17 protein-coding genes (1 of these 17 cut by a window edge) are annotated in these 17956 nt (G+C 61.3%); 3 read left to right on the forward strand and 14 right to left on the reverse strand.

Annotation, left to right across the window (positions count from 1 at the left end; all coding sequences use genetic code 11):
• The 3 genes in view from scpB to AWT76_RS11005 are tightly spaced (at most 54 nt apart) and all read right to left on the reverse strand, a layout consistent with a single transcriptional unit that may run on beyond the window.
• Positions 1 to 642: the 5' portion of an SMC-Scp complex subunit ScpB gene (gene scpB, locus AWT76_RS10995; protein ID WP_082700177.1), read on the reverse strand. The gene continues 24 nt to the left of window position 1, outside the view; the window shows 642 of its 666 coding nt (coding positions 1–642); its start codon is at positions 640 to 642; its stop codon lies off the left edge, out of view.
• A complete protein-coding gene (locus tag AWT76_RS11000) occupies positions 642 to 1415 on the reverse strand; it encodes a segregation and condensation protein A (RefSeq protein ID WP_072246385.1) in 774 nt (257 codons plus the stop codon). The genes scpB and AWT76_RS11000 overlap by 1 nt, the downstream gene beginning before the upstream one ends.
• Positions 1416 to 1469: 54 nt before the next feature.
• Complete coding sequence (locus AWT76_RS11005) at positions 1470 to 2063, reverse strand: riboflavin synthase (RefSeq protein ID WP_072246386.1); 594 nt, start codon at positions 2061 to 2063, stop codon at positions 1470 to 1472.
• Positions 2064 to 2233: 170 nt separating this feature from the next.
• Here AWT76_RS11005 and AWT76_RS11010 point away from each other — a divergent pair, with 170 nt between their 5' ends.
• The 3 genes from AWT76_RS11010 to AWT76_RS11020 all read left to right on the forward strand — a co-directional run bounded on the left by AWT76_RS11010 (position 2234) and on the right by AWT76_RS11020 (position 6722).
• On the forward strand, positions 2234 to 3523 hold the full coding sequence (locus AWT76_RS11010) for a capsule biosynthesis protein (protein WP_072246387.1): 1290 nt from the start codon (positions 2234 to 2236) through the stop codon (positions 3521 to 3523).
• Between the two features lie 93 nt (positions 3524 to 3616).
• Positions 3617 to 4756: a polysaccharide biosynthesis/export family protein gene (locus tag AWT76_RS11015; protein ID WP_342667166.1), complete on the forward strand. Its 1140-nt coding sequence runs from the start codon at positions 3617 to 3619 to the stop codon at positions 4754 to 4756.
• Positions 4757 to 4760: 4 nt separating this feature from the next.
• Positions 4761 to 6722: a capsular polysaccharide biosynthesis protein gene (locus tag AWT76_RS11020; RefSeq protein WP_072246389.1), complete on the forward strand. Its 1962-nt coding sequence runs from the start codon at positions 4761 to 4763 to the stop codon at positions 6720 to 6722.
• A 112-nt stretch (positions 6723 to 6834) separates the two neighbouring features.
• Here the strand turns inward: AWT76_RS11020 and AWT76_RS11025 are convergent, their stop codons facing one another.
• From AWT76_RS11025 to AWT76_RS11075, 11 genes are all read right to left on the reverse strand, one after another.
• Positions 6835 to 8505: a ribonuclease J gene (locus AWT76_RS11025; RefSeq protein WP_072246390.1), complete on the reverse strand. Its 1671-nt coding sequence runs from the start codon at positions 8503 to 8505 to the stop codon at positions 6835 to 6837.
• A gap of 8 nt (positions 8506 to 8513) precedes the next feature.
• Positions 8514 to 9290, reverse strand: coding sequence for a type III pantothenate kinase (locus AWT76_RS11030; protein ID WP_072246391.1), 777 nt, complete (start codon positions 9288 to 9290; stop codon positions 8514 to 8516).
• Positions 9291 to 9299: 9 nt separating this feature from the next.
• Positions 9300 to 10034, reverse strand: coding sequence for a biotin--[acetyl-CoA-carboxylase] ligase (locus AWT76_RS11035; protein ID WP_072246392.1), 735 nt, complete (start codon positions 10032 to 10034; stop codon positions 9300 to 9302).
• Positions 10018 to 11457: an NADH-quinone oxidoreductase subunit NuoN gene (gene nuoN, locus AWT76_RS11040; RefSeq protein WP_072246393.1), complete on the reverse strand. Its 1440-nt coding sequence runs from the start codon at positions 11455 to 11457 to the stop codon at positions 10018 to 10020. Before nuoN ends, AWT76_RS11035 begins: the two co-directional genes overlap by 17 nt.
• Before the next feature lie 11 nt (positions 11458 to 11468).
• Positions 11469 to 13010: an NADH-quinone oxidoreductase subunit M gene (locus AWT76_RS11045; RefSeq protein WP_072246394.1), complete on the reverse strand. Its 1542-nt coding sequence runs from the start codon at positions 13008 to 13010 to the stop codon at positions 11469 to 11471.
• Positions 13010 to 14974 carry an NADH-quinone oxidoreductase subunit L gene (gene nuoL / locus AWT76_RS11050; protein WP_072246395.1) on the reverse strand — a complete coding sequence of 655 codons (1965 nt, stop codon included), beginning with the start codon at positions 14972 to 14974 and terminating at the stop codon, positions 13010 to 13012. The genes AWT76_RS11045 and nuoL overlap by 1 nt, the downstream gene beginning before the upstream one ends.
• A 4-nt stretch (positions 14975 to 14978) precedes the next feature.
• Positions 14979 to 15284: an NADH-quinone oxidoreductase subunit NuoK gene (gene nuoK, locus AWT76_RS11055; RefSeq protein ID WP_072246396.1), complete on the reverse strand. Its 306-nt coding sequence runs from the start codon at positions 15282 to 15284 to the stop codon at positions 14979 to 14981.
• 64 nt (positions 15285 to 15348) lie between these two features.
• On the reverse strand, positions 15349 to 15966 hold the full coding sequence (locus AWT76_RS11060; protein ID WP_072246397.1) for an NADH-quinone oxidoreductase subunit J: 618 nt from the start codon (positions 15964 to 15966) through the stop codon (positions 15349 to 15351).
• Between the two features lie 32 nt (positions 15967 to 15998).
• On the reverse strand, positions 15999 to 16490 hold the full coding sequence (gene nuoI, locus AWT76_RS11065) for an NADH-quinone oxidoreductase subunit NuoI (protein ID WP_072246398.1): 492 nt from the start codon (positions 16488 to 16490) through the stop codon (positions 15999 to 16001).
• A gap of 1 nt (position 16491) precedes the next feature.
• Complete coding sequence (gene nuoH, locus AWT76_RS11070) at positions 16492 to 17529, reverse strand: NADH-quinone oxidoreductase subunit NuoH (protein WP_072246399.1); 1038 nt, start codon at positions 17527 to 17529, stop codon at positions 16492 to 16494.
• A 15-nt stretch (positions 17530 to 17544) separates the two neighbouring features.
• On the reverse strand, positions 17545 to 17955 hold the full coding sequence (locus tag AWT76_RS11075; RefSeq protein WP_072246400.1) for a hypothetical protein: 411 nt from the start codon (positions 17953 to 17955) through the stop codon (positions 17545 to 17547).
• Between the last annotated feature and the right edge of the window lies 1 nt (position 17956).

Here is a 17956-nt window from a genome sequence, read left to right on the forward strand (position 1 = left end):
CCCGCGGGGTGGGAAATGTGCGGCATCCGGGCTGTCATCCGCCTCTGTCTCTGTGCCCGTTGGCATCGCCATGCCCGACATGGGCCGACTGTCGAGCAGCCCTGCGGCCCGCAATTCTTGCAACCCCGGCAGATCGCGGGCTGATTCGAGGCCGAAATGATCCAGAAAGGAATCGGTCACGACAAAGGTAACGGGTCGCCCCGGGGTCTGGCGGCGACGCCCAAGGCGCACCCAGCCCAATTCCAGCAACTGGTCCAAAGTGCCACGCGACACGGCCACGCCGCGGATTTCTTCGATCTCGGCACGGGTTGCAGGCTGGTGATAGGCAATGATTGCCAATGTTTCGATGGCCGCGCGCGACAATTTGCGCTGCTCGACCCGTTCGGATTGCATAAGCCAAGCCAGATCGGGGGCGGTGCGCAGCGCGTATTTGTCGCCCACCCGCACAAGCTGGACCCCGCGGCTGGCGTAGTGCTGGCGCAGCCGCGCCAACACTTCCGGCACATCGCAGCCTTGCGGCAGACGCGCGGCGATTTCCGCGCTGCAGAGCGGCTGCTCGCAGGCGAAAAGTATCGCTTCGACCATGCGTTCCTGTGCGGCAAAGGACGGGGCCGATTCGCCGCCTGCATCGAGACCCTGCATCACACCCCTTCCCTGCCGCGCAGATGTAGCGGCGCAAAGGCTTCCAGCTGGCGCAGTTCTACCCGGCCCTGTTTCGCCAGTTCCAACGACGCGGCAAAGGTCGAGGCCATGGCCGAACGGCGCCGGTCTGGGGCGCTGGCCCAGCCCTCGGGCAGGAAGCGCGCAAGATCAGCCCAATCAAGCGTGACCGGCAAAAGCTGCGACAGTCGTTCCAAGGCCGCGTCGAGCGCGTAGATATCGCTGCGGTCGAACGCATAGGGGCGGAACTCGTCGCGGGTGCGCAGCCTGGCATAGGCGCGCATCAGGTCCAGCAGACTGGCCTGCATTTCGGTCCGGCGCGTGACGGCAACAGATTCGGGCTGGCCACGCGCGAAGAAATCACGCCCCAATTGGTCGCGCCCCATCAGGCGGGCGGCGGCGTCGCGCATGGCCTGCAACCGTTCCAACTGCCAAGCAAGATGGGCCGCCATGTCTGCGCCGCTTGGTCCCTCTTCGGTCGGGTCGGGGGGCAGCAGCAACCGCGATTTCAGGTATGCCAGCCATGCGGCCATAACAAGGTAATCCGCCGCCAGTTCAATCCGCAAGGCGCGCGCGTCTTCGACAAAGCCCAGATATTGCTCTGCCAGTTGCAGAACGGAAATGCGCCGCAAATCCACTTTCTGGCTGCGCGACAGGGTCAGAAGCAGGTCAAGCGGCCCTTCAAAGCCGTTGACATCGACGATCAGCTCCTCGGCTGCGCGGCGTGCGTCCAGACTGTCCCAATCGTTACTCATGCGACCAAGTTTACGCGCAACCACGCGCAAGGTCTATCACGCCGTATGCCTTGCTTAACGTCCGGCCCAATCTTGCAACCGGGCCACATAGCGCGCCAGCGTGTCAATCTCTAGGTTGATCTGATCGCCCAGCTTGGTGTCGGCCCATGTGGTGGCCTGCTTGGTATGCGGAATAAGGTTGATCCCGAATTCCGCGCCCTCGACCTCGTTCACGGTCAACGAGGTGCCGTTCAGCGCAACCGACCCTTTGGGCGCGATAAACCCGGCCAGATGGTCGGGCGCGCGCAAGCGGATGCGGGTGCTGCCGCCTTCATCGGCCAGCGCGATCACCTCGGCCAGCCCGTCAACATGGCCCGACACGATGTGCCCGCCCAGTTCGTCGCCCACTTTCAGCGCACGTTCAAGGTTCACGCGCTTGCCCGGCACCCATGCGCCAAGGTTGGTCTTGGCCACGGTTTCGGCAGAAACCTGCACGTCATACCAGTCTGGCCCCAGCGCCACGACCGTCAGGCAAACGCCGTCAGAGGCGATGGACGCGCCAATCTCTATGCGCGCGGTATTATAGCCGGTTTGGATACGGGCGCGCAAATCGCCTTCTTGCACAACCGAATGCACGCGGCCGATATCGGTGATGATGCCTGTGAACATAGCTCTTTCCCCTGTGCTTGGCGCGCACCTAATCTTAGCGCCTGTGGCATTGCAAGCAACAGCCCGCTGCGGCGCATTCGTTTTTGATGACGGGGCTGCGCTTTTCGTTTACCTTCCTTCAAAAGAGCAGCCCTATTCTGCAAGATAGGGACATAAACAGGCAAAATGCCATGGCACCAGACACCGCATCGCGGCGCTTTCTGTTTTTGCAGGGGCCGCATGGTCCGTTTTTCAACCGGCTTGGCCGGATGCTGCGCGCCGCTGGCGCGCAGGTGTGGCGCGTGGGGTTCAACCGGGGCGATGCCGTATTCTGGCGCGACCGGGCCAGCTACATTCCTTATACCGGCGCGCCAGAGAATTGGGGCGCAACCTGCGCCGAGCTGTTCACCCACTATGGCATTACCGATCTTGCGCTTTATGGCGATATGCGGCCCATCCATGCCCAAGCCATTGCGCTGGCCCGCGAACACGGGATTACTATTCATGTGTTCGAGGAAGGTTATCTGCGCCCCTATTGGGTAACCTATGAACGCGACGGCGCGAATGGCAATTCAAGGCTTATGACTATGAGCGTTGAAGACATGCGCCGCGCGCTGGAAAAATGCGATCTGGAATTTCCAGACCCGCCCGCGCATTGGGGCGATATGCGGCATCATATCTTTTACGGCGCGATCTACCATTTCTGCGTTATGGCCCTGAACAAGGGGTATCGGCAGTTCAAACCGCATCGTGACCTGACCGTGGCGCAGGAATTCCGGCTGTATCTGAAACGGCTTTGGGCCATGCCGCTGACCTCGCTGGAGCGGCGCGTGGCTTCTTGGCGCATTCGCAACGGGGGCTTTCCGTACCATCTTGTGCTTTTGCAACTGGCCCATGACAGCAGTTTCCGCGCCCATGGACCGTTTGAAACGCAAGAGCAATTCCTGCAAACCGTGTTCGAAGGTTTTGCGCGTGGCGCGCCGCGCCATCATCACTTGGTCATCAAGGCGCATCCTTTGGAAGACGGGCGGCAGCCCTTGCGCGCCACCATCCGGCGCCTGACCCAAGACCACGGGCTAACCGGCCGGGTGCATTTTGTCCGGGGCGGCAAACTGGCGCTATTGCTGAACCATGCGCGATCCGCTGTCACGGTGAATTCCACGGCGGCACAGCAGGTGCTGTGGCGCGGAATGCCGCTCAAGGCCTTTGGGCGGGCGGTGTTCGACAAGCCCGAATTCGTCTCGACCCAACCGCTAGAACAGTTTTTCAAGCGCCCGTCCCGGCCAGATGCCCGCGCCTACCGGCGATACCGGCATTTCTTGCTGGAAACCTCTCAGGTGCCCGGTGGCTACTATTCGTTGCGGGGGCGCAGGCAGCTTATGCGACATGTGGTGGACCTGATGCTGGCCCCGCACGATCCTTACACCGCGCTTATCACCGGCGACGCGGCACCCCGGCAACAGTTGCGCATGGTGCGATAGCCGCTAACCCATTTCATACCTTGGCGAAAAGCGCGGGTAACTGTATGTTGACACCAATAATCAGAGGCAAGTCCTTTTTCAGGAGCCCGAGCAGTGTTTGTTATATCTAAATCCCTTGGCCACGCCATGGCCCTGCTGGCATGCGTTGTGGTCGCCTCATGCGACGTGTCGCGCGATGGTCCGACCGCCAATGAAATCTACGAAGGCTCTGTCATGCGCAGCGGCGATGCGCATATCATTGCCGTCACCAAGCGCGTCAGCCAGATCGCCAACAGGCCCGAAACACTGGGCTTCAGCCATGCCTTGCAGGCGGGCGGCCTTCTGGGCGGCGATACCATCCGCCCCGGCGATACGATCACGCTCAACGTGTTCGAAAACGTGCCCGAAGGTTTGCTGGCGCCGGAAGCGACGAATAACGCCATCATCGAAACCTTGCAGGTTGATGATGCCGGTTTCATCTTCGTGCCCTATGCCGGGCGCATTCGTGCCGCCGGGCAAACGCCCGAAGCGCTGCGCCGCATCCTTACCCGTTCGCTGGATGAACAAACACCCGACCCGCAAGTGCTTGTTGCCCGCACGCAAGGCGACGGATCGACCGTGTCGGTCACGGGCGGCGTAACCGCGCAAGGGGTCTATCCAATCACCCGCGCATCGAACCGCTTGTCTTCGGTCATCGCCAGTGCAGGTGGCATCAGCATTCCGCTGGAAACCGCGCAAGTGCTGGTCACACGCGGAAGCCGGCAAGACAGCGCATGGCTGGAAGACATTTTCGCTAACCCCGCGCTGGACATTGCCGTGCGCGGGGGCGACCGCGTTCTGGTCAAACAAGACGAGCGCAGCTTTTCCGTGCTGGGTGCCACCGGCACCGCCAACCGCGTGACCTTCGAAACCCAGCAGATTTCCGCGATCGAGGCGCTGGCCTCTGTCGGTGGGCTTGATCCGCTGCGCGCCGACCCCAAAGGCGTGTTTATCTTCCGCGATGAGCGCCCCGAAATTGCGACCGAAATCCTTGGCATCGGCCAGTTCGTGACCGATGTGCGTTTTGTCTATGTGCTGGACCTGACCAAACCCACCGGAATGTTCGACGCGCGCGATTTCAAGATCCGCGACGGCGACACGATCTTCGTGACCGAAGCCTCTTCGGTTCTTTGGGGGCGCCAGATCTCTGCGCTCACCGGGTCGCTCACCGCGGCCGGTTCCGTGCGCGCCCTCGCCCGAAGCGCTGACGACTAACGCGATGCGCCCGAGGGTCCATGCCGTCTCTGGCGGGTTCCTCGGGCCATCGGCACAGGCGCGGCGCATTCGCCGGATCATGGCCTTGGCGGGTTACCCTATTCGCATTGGTTGGCCCAAAACATCCGACCTGATCGCGGCATGGGGCCACGCGCCCCGCGCCGCCCGCGCCGAAGCCTTGGCCAGCCATACAGGTGCCGCCATCTTGCGCGTGGAAGATGCTTTCCTGCGCTCGCTGTTTCCCGGCCGCCGGGGGGAGCCGACCCTTGGCCTGCTGCTTGACCAGCAAGGCATCTATTACGACCCCTCCCGGCCCAGCGATCTGGAAACGCTTCTGGCCACCCACCCGTTGGACGACCACGCCCTGCTGCAAACCGCGCGGCTTTGCATGGCACGGCTGCGCGCGCACCACCTTAGCAAATATTCCGGCACCGACCCGAAAATACCGCCTCCGCCGCCCGGCTATGTGCTGGTGATAGACCAAGTGCGGGGCGACGCCTCGCTTCGCCATGGCGGGCTGCATGGCCCGCTTTCGCCGCATATCTTCCGCGAAATGCTGGTGCAGGCGCAGCTTGACCACCCGACCGCGCGCATTGTCATCCGCACGCATCCAGAAAACGCGCAAGGTCTGCGCCCCGGTCATTTCACCGCACAAGACCAGTCCGAGCGTATCACCCTTCACGATGCGGGGTGCTCGCCATGGGACCTGCTGGAAGGTGCGATTGCCGTCTATACCGTCAGTTCCCAGATGGGGTTCGAAGCGATCCTTGCGGGCCATCGCCCGCATGTCTGGGGGCTGCCCTTCTATGCGGGCTGGGGGCTGAGTGATGACCAAGCGCCGCACCCGCGCCGCCGCCGCACCCTGACCCGCACCCAGCTATTTGCCGCCGCGATGCTGCTGTATCCCAAATGGTATGACCCGTGCCGTGATCGGCTGTGCGATTTGCCAGTGCTGATCGACCATCTAGAAGCGCTCGCCCGCGCGTGGCGCGAAGACCAGGCAGGCTATGACGCGCTGAACATGCGGCTGTGGAAACGGGCCCATCTGCAAGCGTTTTTCGGGCGTTGGACGCCCTTGCGCTTTCGCAAGACCTCCGCGCGGCGCAGCATGGTCTGGGGCGCGGGCGACGGTGATATCCGCATCGAAGACGGCATCCTGCGCTCAAAGGGCTTGGGTGCCGCGCTGACCCCGCCCCTGTCGCTGGTGCGGGATGATTTGGGCATTTATTACGACCCTACACGCCCCTCTCGGCTGGAAAGCCTGATCGAAAGCCCCCTGCCCCCCGGCGGGGCCGACCGCGCCACGCGGCTGATCGCGCGGCTGCGTGCCAGCGGGGCGACCAAGTATAACCTTGCAGGTGACCGCCCTGCCCTGCCCGAAGGCCACCGCATTCTTGTTCCCGGGCAGGTCGAGGATGACGCTTCAATCCGGCTTGGCGCAGGCGGGGTTGCAACAAATGCGGCGCTTTTGGCCAAGGTGCGGGCGGAAAACCCCGATGCGGTGATCCTGTACAAACCCCATCCCGATGTCGAAGCGTGCCTGCGCCCGGGCACGCTGACCGATACCCGCGCCGCAGATATGGTGCTGTCTGCGACCGACACGGGCTGGTTGCTGGAACAGGTGCAAGAGGTCTGGACCGTCACCTCGACCTTGGGGTTCGAAGCGCTGTTGCGCGGCAAAGCTGTGACCTGCCTTGGCGCGCCCTTCTACGCGGGCTGGGGGCTGACCCGCGATCTGGGGCCGGTGCCCGCGCGCCGCAACGCGCGGCCAGACCTGCCCACCCTTGCCCATGCCGTGCTGATCGCCTATCCGCGCTATCTGGACCCTGTCACGCGCCTGCCGTGCAGCCCGGAACTGGCGCTGGAGCGTCTGACTGTATCAAACCAAGCGTCGCAGCCCCCTGTCTTGCGTATCCTTGCAAAGGCGCAAGGATTGCTGGCCAGCCGCACCACATTCTGGCGCTGACATCATCTTGCCGGAACAACGCGTGGGGGAAAATCGGCCCCGACAGGGCCGATTTGGGGGTGGCAGCCCCCTGAAATATAGCCTTGGGCGAAAGCCCTCCGCTTGGTTACATCTACTCGGCGCTCAACCGGCTGACGACGATGGTCACTTCCGGCTTTTTGCCCAACTCTTCCATGACCACCTGACGCACTACGCGGCGCAGGCCGTCATTCAGCTTGTCGTCATCGGCCAGAACCTTGCGGCTGGCGCGTTCCAAGAAATCGGACAATTCATCCTCAATGACCTCGTTCAGCGGCTGACCTCCCTTGGCCACGGGGCGCAGACCCGCGATTTCGGCCCATGGATCGCCCAGAACCTCGTCCACTTCATCCATGATGACGGTGACGAACACATGTCCGCCAATGGCCATGCGGATACGGTCGCGCACGATCCCGTCCATCGCGCCAATCAGACGGCTGCCATCCAGATAAATGCGCCCGGTTGGGATTTCATCGACCAGAACCGGCACATCATCGGTCAGGTCCAACACCGACCCGTTCGGCACCACGACAGACCGCATCCCCCGAGAGAGGGCGAGTTTCGCATGTTCGCGCATCATCCGGTGTTCGCCATGCATGGGCACAAGGATCGCTGGCTGAATCAGGTCATGCATCGCTTCCAGATCGGGGCGGTTCGCATGGCCCGAGACATGGTATAGCCTTTCGGCATTGTCGATCACATCGACACCCATTTCCGACAAACCGTTCACAATCCGGCCCACCTCGCGCTCATTGCCCGGAATGGTCATGGAGGAAAACAGGAAGGTGTCGCCTTCCTTCATGCTTAGCCCCATATAGGTGCCGCGCGCCAGTTGCGCACTGGCCGCGCGCCGCTCGCCTTGGCTGCCGGTCACGATCAGAAGCAGGTTTTCGCGCGGGATATCCTTGGCCTGCTCGGGGCTGACGGTGGGCGGAAAATCTTTCAGGATGCCCGCTTCGGTCGCGACCTGCGTCATCCGCAGCATAGCGCGGCCCATCAGGCAGACAGAGCGCCCGGCCTCTTGCGCGGCCACTGCCAGCGTTTTCAGCCGCGCCACGTTGGACGCGAATGTCGTCGCCACGACCATGCCCTTGGCGTCACGCATCAGATCGGCAATCGGGCCTGCCAATGTCGCCTCTGACCGGCCAGCGTGCTTGTTCATCACGTTGGTGCTGTCGCACATCAGCGCCTTGACGCCCGAACGCCCGATCTCTGCCAGCATGGCCGGGTCATGCGGCTCGCCCACACCCGGCGTGGTATCGGCCTTGAAATCGCCCGAATGGACAACCCGCCCTGCCGGCGTGTCGATGATCATGCCCGACGCTTCAGGCAGCGAATGCGCGACAGGGAAGAACTGCACCGTGAAAGGCCCGGCCTTGACCGGTTCCATCTTGCCCACGGTCTTGATCTGCGCCGGGTCTTGCCCCTGATCTTGCATTTTCAACTGCGCAATGCGCGCCGTGAAATCGCGCGCGTAAACCGGCGCTTGCAGGCGGTCCCACATCTGGCCCACGGCACCCACATGGTCTTCATGCGCATGGGTGATGAAAATCGCATCCAGCCGGTCGCGGCGCTCTTCCAGCCAAGTCAGGTCGGGCAGGATGACATCAACACCGGGCTGCCCGCCCATATCGGGGAAGGTAATGCCAAGGTCCACAAGGATGAACCGCTCGCGCCCCTTGGGGCCATATCCATACAGATAGGCATTCATGCCCACCTCGCCTGCGCCCCCAAGAGGGACGTAGATCAATCTTTCAGCGCTCATGGCTGCTCCTATATCGTCATGGCCATGTTATAGTCATGAATCACCCGCAGGCCATACATCGTCAGGTCATCCTCGATTTCGTCAAACAGGTCTTCGGCCTGCGCAAACAGCGCGGCCAGTCCGCCCGTGCCAATCACTTTCATGGGGCGGCCATATTCGGCCTTTATACGCTGGGTAATCCCTTCGATCAGCCCTGTATACCCCCAGAACACCCCCGATTGGATGCAGGCAACGGTATTCGTGCCGATCACGCGCTCTGGGCGGGATATATCCACATGCGGCAGGGCCGCGGCACCCTGATGCAGCGCTTCCAGACTTAGGTTGACCCCCGGCGCGATGACTCCGCCAATATAGGCGCCATCTTCGGCCACCACATCGAAATTCGTGGCGGTGCCGAAATCCACCACCACGACATGCCCGCCATGGCGTTGAAAGGCGCCGGCGGCATTGGCCAAGCGGTCGGGACCGGGGCGCACGCCCTCTTCCACGCGCGGAGGGACAGGAAGCCTGCATTCGGGCTTGCCCACCACCAAGGGGCGGCAGTCGAAATACCGGTCACACAGCACCCGTAGGTTGAACACCACGCGCGGCACGGTGGACGAGATCACGACGCTGGTCACATCGGCCTTGATGCCGCGCACCTGCATCAGCGTGGACAGCCAGACGAAATACTGGTCCGCCGTGCGCCGATGGTCAGTCGAGGTGCGCCATGTCTGCAAGATGGCATCGCCATCCCAAAGCGAGAACACGGTATTGGTATTGCCACAATCGATGGTCAAAAGCATGGGCGGTCCTTAGAAAAAGACATCGGCGGCGGGAATGGTGCGAAGCCCATGCGCAGCGCGTAGAAGGAGCGCGCCATCGGCATCAATGCCTTCAAACGTGCCGTCATGGGTGTCGGTCACGGTGCGCGCCACGATCCGTTCGCCCAACCGCGCCGCGCGGGCCAGCCATGCGGTGCGGATGGGGGCGAACCCGTAGGCCGTGAATTGCGCCTGCCAATGCGCAAAGGCAGGGGCCAGCAGGTCCAACAGCTCTTCTGGTGTCACCCGCAACCCGGTTTCCCCCATTAGGCTGACGGGGCGCAGCGCGCCCGGTTCGGGTTCGGGATGGTCTACAAGGTTCACGCCAATCCCAATGACCAAGTAAGGGCCACTCGTTTCCAGCAAAATTCCCGCCAGCTTTGCGCCGTGCAGCAGCACGTCATTGGGCCATTTCAGCGCAAAGCTTTCAGCGCGGCCTGTCGCGGTCACCAAAGCATCTTGCAGCGCCAAAGAGGCCACGAACGAATAGAGCGCGGCCTGCGCAGGTGCCATATCCGGGCGCAGCAGGTAACTGGCGGCAAAATTGCCGGCCGGGTCGTGCCATGCGCGCCCCCTGCGCCCGCGCCCTTTCGTCTGGTGCAGCGCAAGTATCCATTCCGGACCGGCAAACCGGTCCGCACGGCGCGCGGCCTCGGCATTGGTGCTGTCGATTTCGGGCAGGACCGACCGCCCTACCCCCTTGGGCCAGTTAGCGGACAAGAGCATCCGCCGCCAACGCTGCCATTCCGTCAATGCCGAACAGGTTGATGACGCCAAGCACCATGATCGCGGCAGAGGCGACCAAAAGGGTCGCCTGCACTGGCGCGCGCACGGTGTCGAGCGGTTCTGCCTCGGCCCCGAAATACATATAGTAGACGATGCGCAGGTAGTAGAACGCCCCGATGACCGACGCGATCACGCCTGCAATCGCCAGCCATGTCAGCCCGGCATTGACCGCGGCCCAAAGCACGTAGAACTTGCCGAAAAAACCCACCAAGGGCGGCACACCGGCCAAGCTGAACATCAGCACCAGAAGTGCCAAGGCGCGCAAGGGTTCGGCCTTGGACAGTTGGTTCAACTCGGAAATATCGGTCACGGGTTTTCCATCGCGGCGCATGGTCAGGATAAAGGCAAAGACGCCGATATTCATGGTGATATAAATCGCCATGTAGACCAGCATGCCTTGCACGCCCTGCGCGGTGCCTGCCGCCAGCCCAACCAGCGCAAAACCCATATGGCTGATCGAAGAATAGGCCATCAGCCGCTTGATGTCGCGCTGCCCGATCGCGGCAATCGCGCCCACGAACATGGATGCCGCCGCCAGAAGTGCAACGATCTGCGACCAGTCGCCCGGCACAGTGCCGAAGGCATCATGCACCAGCCGCGCGATCAGCGCCATGGCGGCCACTTTCGGCGCGGTGGCGAAGAACGCGGTCACAGGCGTTGGCGCGCCCTCATACACATCGGGCGTCCACATGTGGAACGGCACGGCAGAGACCTTGAAGGCCAGCCCCGCCAGCATGAAGGCCAGACCCATCAGCAGGCCGACCGACATGCCATCTTCTGAAATCGTGCTTAAGATACCTGCGAAAACGGTCGTGCCCGCGTAGCCATAGGTCAGCGATGCGCCGTATAGCAGCAGGCCAGAAGCCAGCGCACCGAGGATGAAGTATTTCAAACCCGCTTCGGTCGAACGCGTGGAATCGCGGTTCATGGTGGCGACGACGTAAAGCGCCAGTGATTGCAGTTCCAACCCCATATACAGCACAATCAGATCACCGGCCGAGACCATCAGCATCATGCCAACGACCGACAGCGCGATCAGGATCGGGTATTCGAACTTCAAAAGGCCCGTTTCCGCCATGACCGATTTGCCCATAATCAGCACCACAGCGGCAGAGACCAAGATCAGCATCTTGGCGAATTGCGCGAACCCGTCTTTCAGATAGGTGCCGTTGAACGCTGTCAGCGGGTCCAGCGATTGGGTGCCGGAATAGAGCGCCAGCATCACCATAATCGCGGCGGTCGCATACAAGATGGGTTCGGCCAGCTTGTCCTTGCCGCCATAGACGCCCACCATCAGCATGGCCATGGCGAACAGCGCCAGAACGATCTCTGGCAGCGCGGTTGTCAGATCTGCTCCGATCATGTCGGGCCCTTTCAGTTCTGTGCCAGTTGGGTTGCGGCCTCATGGGCCTGCAACGCCGTGGCATGCCCGTCGACCAGCGCGCTGACCGAGGGGCCGATGATATCGGTAATGAAGGCCGGATAGACCCCAAGAATAAGCGTGGCTGCCACAAGCGGCGCCATCATCGCTTTTTCGCGGCGGTCCATGTCGGAGATGCCTTTCAGGCTCGCTTTGATAAGCTCGCCCATCACCACCCGGCGATAGAGCCACAGCGCATACCCTGCCGACAAGATGACCCCGGTTGCAGCAACCGTGGCAACCCATGTGTTCACTTGGAACACCGCCATGAAGGTCAGGAATTCGCCCACGAACCCGCTGGTGCCGGGCAGGCCCACATTGGCCATGGTGAACAGCAAAAACACCGCTGCATAGACCGGCATGCGGTTGACCAAGCCGCCATAGGCGTCGATCTCTCGGGTGTGCATGCGGTCATAGATCACGCCCACCGCAAGGAACAGCGCACCGGAAATGAACCCATGCGACAACATCTGGAAGATCGCGCCATCCACCCCTTGCTGGTTGGCAGAAAAGATCCCCATGGTCACAAAGCCCATATGCGCCACCGAGGAATAAGCAATCAGCTTTTTCATGTCGGTCTGCATAAGCGCCACAAGGCTGGTATAGACAATGGCAATCGCCGACAGCCACAGCACCAGTGGCGCGAAAATGTCAGACGCCACCGGGAACATGGGCAGGCTGAAGCGCAGGAAGCCGTAGCCGCCCATTTTCAACAGCACCGCCGCCAGCACCACCGACCCTGCGGTCGGGGCCTGCACATGGGCATCGGGCAACCATGTATGCACCGGCCACATTGGCATTTTCACCGCGAATGATGCGAAGAAGGCCAGCCACAGCAGCGTCTGCATACCGCCAATGACCTGCCAGCCCATAACGCTGAAGGTTTCCGTGCTGAACTGGTGGGTCAACAAGGTTGGAATGTCGGTTGTGCCCGCGTCCACATACATCGCGATCATTGCGACCAACATCAGCACCGACCCAAGGAAGGTATACAGGAAGAACTTGAACGCCGCGTAAATGCGTTCCTTGCCGCCCCAGATGCCGATTATCAGGAACATCGGGATCAGGCCCGCTTCAAAGAACAGGTAGAACAGCACCATGTCCAGCGCCGTGAACACGCCGATCATCAGCGTTTCCAGCAGCAGGAAGGCGATCATGTAATCCTTCACCCGGTGCGTCACATTCCAGCAGGCCGCGATGGTGATGGGCATCAGGAAGGTCGTCAGCATCACGAACAAAACCGAAATGCCGTCTACCCCCATCTTGTAGGTCAGGCCCAGAATCCACTCATGTTCCTCGACGAACTGGAAACCGGTATCAGCCGGGTCGAACCCCACAAGCAGGATCAGCGACGCGGCAAAGGTCGCCAATGTGGCCACGAAGGCCACCCATTTGGCATTGTTTTGCGCCGCGTCATCGTCGCCGCGCAGGAACACCGCAAGGATCAGGGCCGCGATGGCAGGGGTGAAGGTGATGATGGAAAGCAGGTTCAGCATCAGTTTGCCCCTCCGCCCAGCGTGACGAAAGTCACGATGGCGACAATGCCCAGCACCATGGCAAAGGCATAGTGATACACGAAGCCCGATTGCGCGCGGCCCGCCAGACGGGTCAGCATCGGGATGATCCCCATAGCCAGACCGTTGATGCCGCCATCAATCGTGCCGCCATCGCCCTTCTTCCACAGGAAGGTGCCAATGGCCTTGGCCGGGCGCACGAAGACCGCGTCGTAAATCTCATCGAAATACCATTTGTTCAGCAGGAACTGGTAGGCCCCGGGGAAGGTTTCGGCCAGTTTCTTGGGCAATTCGGTATTGCGGATGTAGAATAGCCACGCCAGCCCAAGGCCCAGCAACATGGCCACGAAGGGCGCGGCCTTGACCCATTTCTCGACATAATGCGCGTCATGGATCAGGTCGTTTTCTTCGGCCAGGAAGATCGCCGCGCCGAAATATTCGCGCACCGCCTCGGTCGAGCCGAAGAATGGCCCGTAGAACACGACGCCCGACAAAACGGCCCCCACCGCCAGCACCGCCAGCGGCACCAGCATGACAAGCGGGCTTTCATGCGCGTGCTCATGCGTATGCTTGTCGCCGCGCGGGGTGCCGAAGAAGGTCATGAACATCAACCGCCAGCTGTAGAAACTGGTCATCAGCGCCGCGATCACCAGTATCCAGAAGGCATAGGTCGTGCCAGCAGCGAAGGCGCTTTCAATGATTGCATCTTTCGAGACAAACCCGGCAAAACCGATGGTCGTCAGCGGAATGCCCACGCCGGTGATGGCCAGTGTGCCGATCAGCATGGCATAATAGGTCATGGGCAGCTTCTTGCGCAGCCCGCCATAGTTCCGCATGTCCTGTTCATGGTGCATGCCATGAATGACCGACCCTGCCCCAAGGAACAGCATCGCCTTGAAGAAGGCGTGCGTCAGCAGGTGGAACATGGCGACCGAATAAACGCCGATGCCTGCGGCCACAAACATGTAGCCAAGCTGCGAACAGGTGGAATAGGCGATCACGCGCTTGATGTCGTTTTGCACCAGGCCCACGGTTGCGGCGAAGAAGGCGGTCAACGCACCGATCAGCACGATAAAGCCGGTCACATCGGGCGTGTATTCCATCAGCGGCGAGAAGCGCGCGACAAGGAACACACCCGCCGTCACCATGGTCGCGGCGTGGATCAGGGCTGACACTGGCGTCGGGCCTTCCATGGCGTCGGGCAGCCATGTGTGCAGCAACAACTGCGCCGATTTGCCCATCGCGCCCACGAATAGCAAAAACGCGATCAGGTTTGCGGCGTTCCATTCGGTCCACAAAAAGCTGACGGTGGTTTCCGCCAGCATGGGGGCGGCGGCGAACACATCATCATAGGCGATGGAGTCGACCAAATAGAACGTGACCATCAGCGCGATAATCAGGCCCATATCGCCCACGCGGTTGACGATGAACGCTTTCATCGCGGCGGCCCCGGCGCTTTGCTTGCGGAAGTAGAACCCGATCAGCAGATAAGATGCCAGACCCACGCCTTCCCAGCCGAAGAAGAGCTGCACAAGGTTATCCGCCGTCACCAGCATCAGCATGGCGAAGGTGAACAGCGACAGATAGGCGAAGAACCGTGGGCGGTAGCTTTCATCATCCGCGAAATGGCTGTCATGCGCCATGTAGCCAAAGCTATACAGGTGGACCAAGGCCGATACCGTGGTGATGACGATCAGCATCACCGCTGTCAGACGGTCCAGCCGGATTGCCCAGTCCCCCACCAGCGTGCCGCTGTCGATCCAGCGCATCAGCGTGATCTGCTCGACCCCGCCATCATGCGTCAGAAAAATGACCCAAGACAGGATCGCGGACAAGAACAGCAGACCCGTGGCAATGACCTGCGCGGCTTTCTCGCCCGTCACGCGCCAGAACAACCCGGCGAGGATCGCGCCCACCAAAGGCGCCAGAAGAACAATCGTCGCCATCGGATCAGCCTTTCATCACGTTGACGTCTTCGACGTCGATCGTGCCACGGTTGCGGAAGAAGCACACAAGGATCGCAAGACCAATGGCCGCTTCGGCCGCGGCCACGGTCAGCACGAACATGGTGAACACCTGCCCCACCAGATCGTTCAGGAAGCTGGAAAAGGCGACAAGGTTGATATTCACGGCCAGCAGCATCAGTTCAATCGACATCAGGATGACGATGATGTTCTTGCGGTTCAGGAATATGCCGAAAATCCCGATGACGAACAGCGCCGCCGCCACCGTCAGGTAATGTTCAAGTCCTACCATGGTCGTCCCTCATATTGTTCTGTGCGCGGCCTTTGCGGCTCTGGCGGTTCGGTGGCGGGGGGCGTCAGCCCAACCCCTGCCCCGGTTTGACATCTTTCAGTTCCATCGCCTTGGCCGGGTCGCGGTGCATCTGCGCGATCACGTTCTGGCGTTTCACATCCTTGCGGTGGCGCAGCGTCAGCACGATGGCCCCGACCATGGCGACCAGCAGGATCAGCCCAGAGATCTGGAATAGCAGGAAATACTGGTCATAGATTATCATCCCCAGCGCCTTGGTGTTATGCACTTCGGCCATGTCGGGGGTCGGCGCTTGGCGCAGCCCTTCGGCCATGTCAGAGGATGACCAAGCGCTATACAGCATCCCCATCTGCAACATCAGCACCACGCCGATAATGGCCGCGATGGGGAAATAGCGCGCCATCTCTCCGCGCAAGGACGCGAAGTCGATGTCGAGCATCATCACCACGAACAAGAACAACACCGCGACCGCGCCGACATAGACGATAATCAGCAGCATCGCCATGAACTCTGCCCCCAACAGCACGAACAGCCCGGCCGCCGAGAGGAAGGTCAGGATCAGCCACAGCACCGAATGCACCATGTTGCGCGAGATCGTGACCAGAAAGCCCGCGCCCAAAAGCGTGACCGCAAATGCGTAGAATGTGATATCGGCTATGCCCATCTTGTCGGGTCCTTCGTATCGGTGTCGCGGCTTTAGCGGTAAGGGGCGTCAATTTCCAGATTGCGCGCGATCTGCGCTTCCCAGCGTTCGCCGTTTTCCAACAGCTTGGCCTTGTCGTAGAACAGCTCTTCGCGGGTTTCCGTGGCGAATTCGAAATTCGGGCCTTCGACAATGGCATCTACCGGGCAGGCTTCTTGGCAAAAGCCGCAATAGATGCATTTGGTCATGTCGATGTCATAGCGCGTGGTGCGGCGTGACCCGTCATCGCGCGGTTCGGCGTCGATGGTGATCGCTTGCGCGGGGCAGACCGCCTCGCACAGCTTGCAGGCAATGCAGCGTTCCTCGCCATTCGGGTAGCGGCGCAGCGCGTGCTCACCCCGAAAGCGCGGCGACAGCGGCCCCTTTTCATGCGGGTAGTTTATGGTCGGTTTGGGCGCCACGAAATAGCGCATGCCCAGCCCAAAGCCTTTGATGAAGTCTGTCATCAGCGCGTATTTAACCGCGCGACCCCAATCGAACCCCATATTAACCCCCAATCGCCCAGCGGGCCCAGAAGCCGCCGGCCACTTCGAATTTTGCAAGGAAGGAAATCAGCACCACCCAAGCCAGCGACACCGGCAGGAACACTTTCCAGCCAATGCGCATAAGCTGGTCGTAGCGGTAGCGCGGCACGATGGCCTTCACCATGGCAAACATGAAAAAGAAGAAGGCCATCTTGATGAACATCCAGTGGAAGCCATCCGCCAGCCCCGGAATGGGCGACAGCCAGCCGCCGAAGAACAGCAAGCTCATCAGCGCGCACATCAGGAAGATGGCGATATATTCGCCCGCCATGAACAGCAAATAAGGCGTGGAGCCGTATTCGACCATGAACCCGGCCACCAGTTCGGATTCCGCTTCGGGCAGATCAAACGGTGGGCGGTTGGTTTCAGCAAGCGCGCTGACGAAGAACAGCACCACCATCGGCAGATGCGGCAGCCAATACCAGCCCAGCAGGCCATAGCCCGTATCCTGCGCGCCGACGATCGCGCCAAAGCTCATCGACCCGGTCGAGATGATGACGCCAATCACGATCAGGCCCAAGGACACTTCGTAAGAGATCATCTGTGCCGCCGACCGCAAAGAGCCAAGGAAGGCGTATTTCGAGTTCGACGCCCAGCCGCCCATGATGACGCCATACACTTCCAGCGACGCAATCGCCATGACGAACAGGATCGCCACGTTGATATCGGCCAGAACCCAGCCATCGTTGAAGGGGATCACGGCCCAAGCCAGAACGGCCAGAACAAAGCTAAGCAACGGGGCCAGAAAATAGACCGGGCGGTCCACGCCGGCCGGGATGACCACTTCCTTGACGACGAATTTGATCGCATCGGCAAAGGTTTGCAGCAAGCCCCATGGCCCCACCACGTTCGGGCCGCGCCGCATCTGGACCGCGGCCCAGACCTTGCGGTCGGCATAGACCAGAAAGATCAGGCTGATCATGACAAACCCAACCACCAGCAGCGATTGCGCCGCGATCAACACGGTTATGCCCAGCCCGGTATCCAGAAATTCAGCCATGCGTCCCTCTATTCCTCAGACCGTTGGAATGTCCTGCGCCTTGCAGTCATCCGCGACCACTTCCGCATCTATTGTTCGTGTTCCGCGCGGCAGGTCGGGCGAGATGGTGTAAACCCCATCCGCTTCCCAGATGCCACCCTTTTGCGCAGTGCTGGTGCGCACATGGCGCGCAAAACTATACCCCCGGATCAGCGCATATTGCGCCGCAGCACAGCGGGTGTAGCCGATTGCGGCCTGCTGCCCGTCATCACCCGCGACCTGCACCATAAAGCTGACCAGATCCCCCTCTAGCAGGCGGGTATCCACGCCCAGATATTGCGTGCGCGCGGGTGGGTCTATTGGTGCGCGCGCCCCGCCGGCACAGCCCAACAGCCCGCCGCAGGCGGCGAGGGTCAGGGCTTTGGCTGGCAGGGTGCTGGCGAACATC

The sequence above is a fragment of the Roseibaca calidilacus genome (genome assembly GCF_001517585.1).
Lineage (GTDB): Bacteria > Pseudomonadota > Alphaproteobacteria > Rhodobacterales > Rhodobacteraceae > Roseinatronobacter > Roseinatronobacter calidilacus.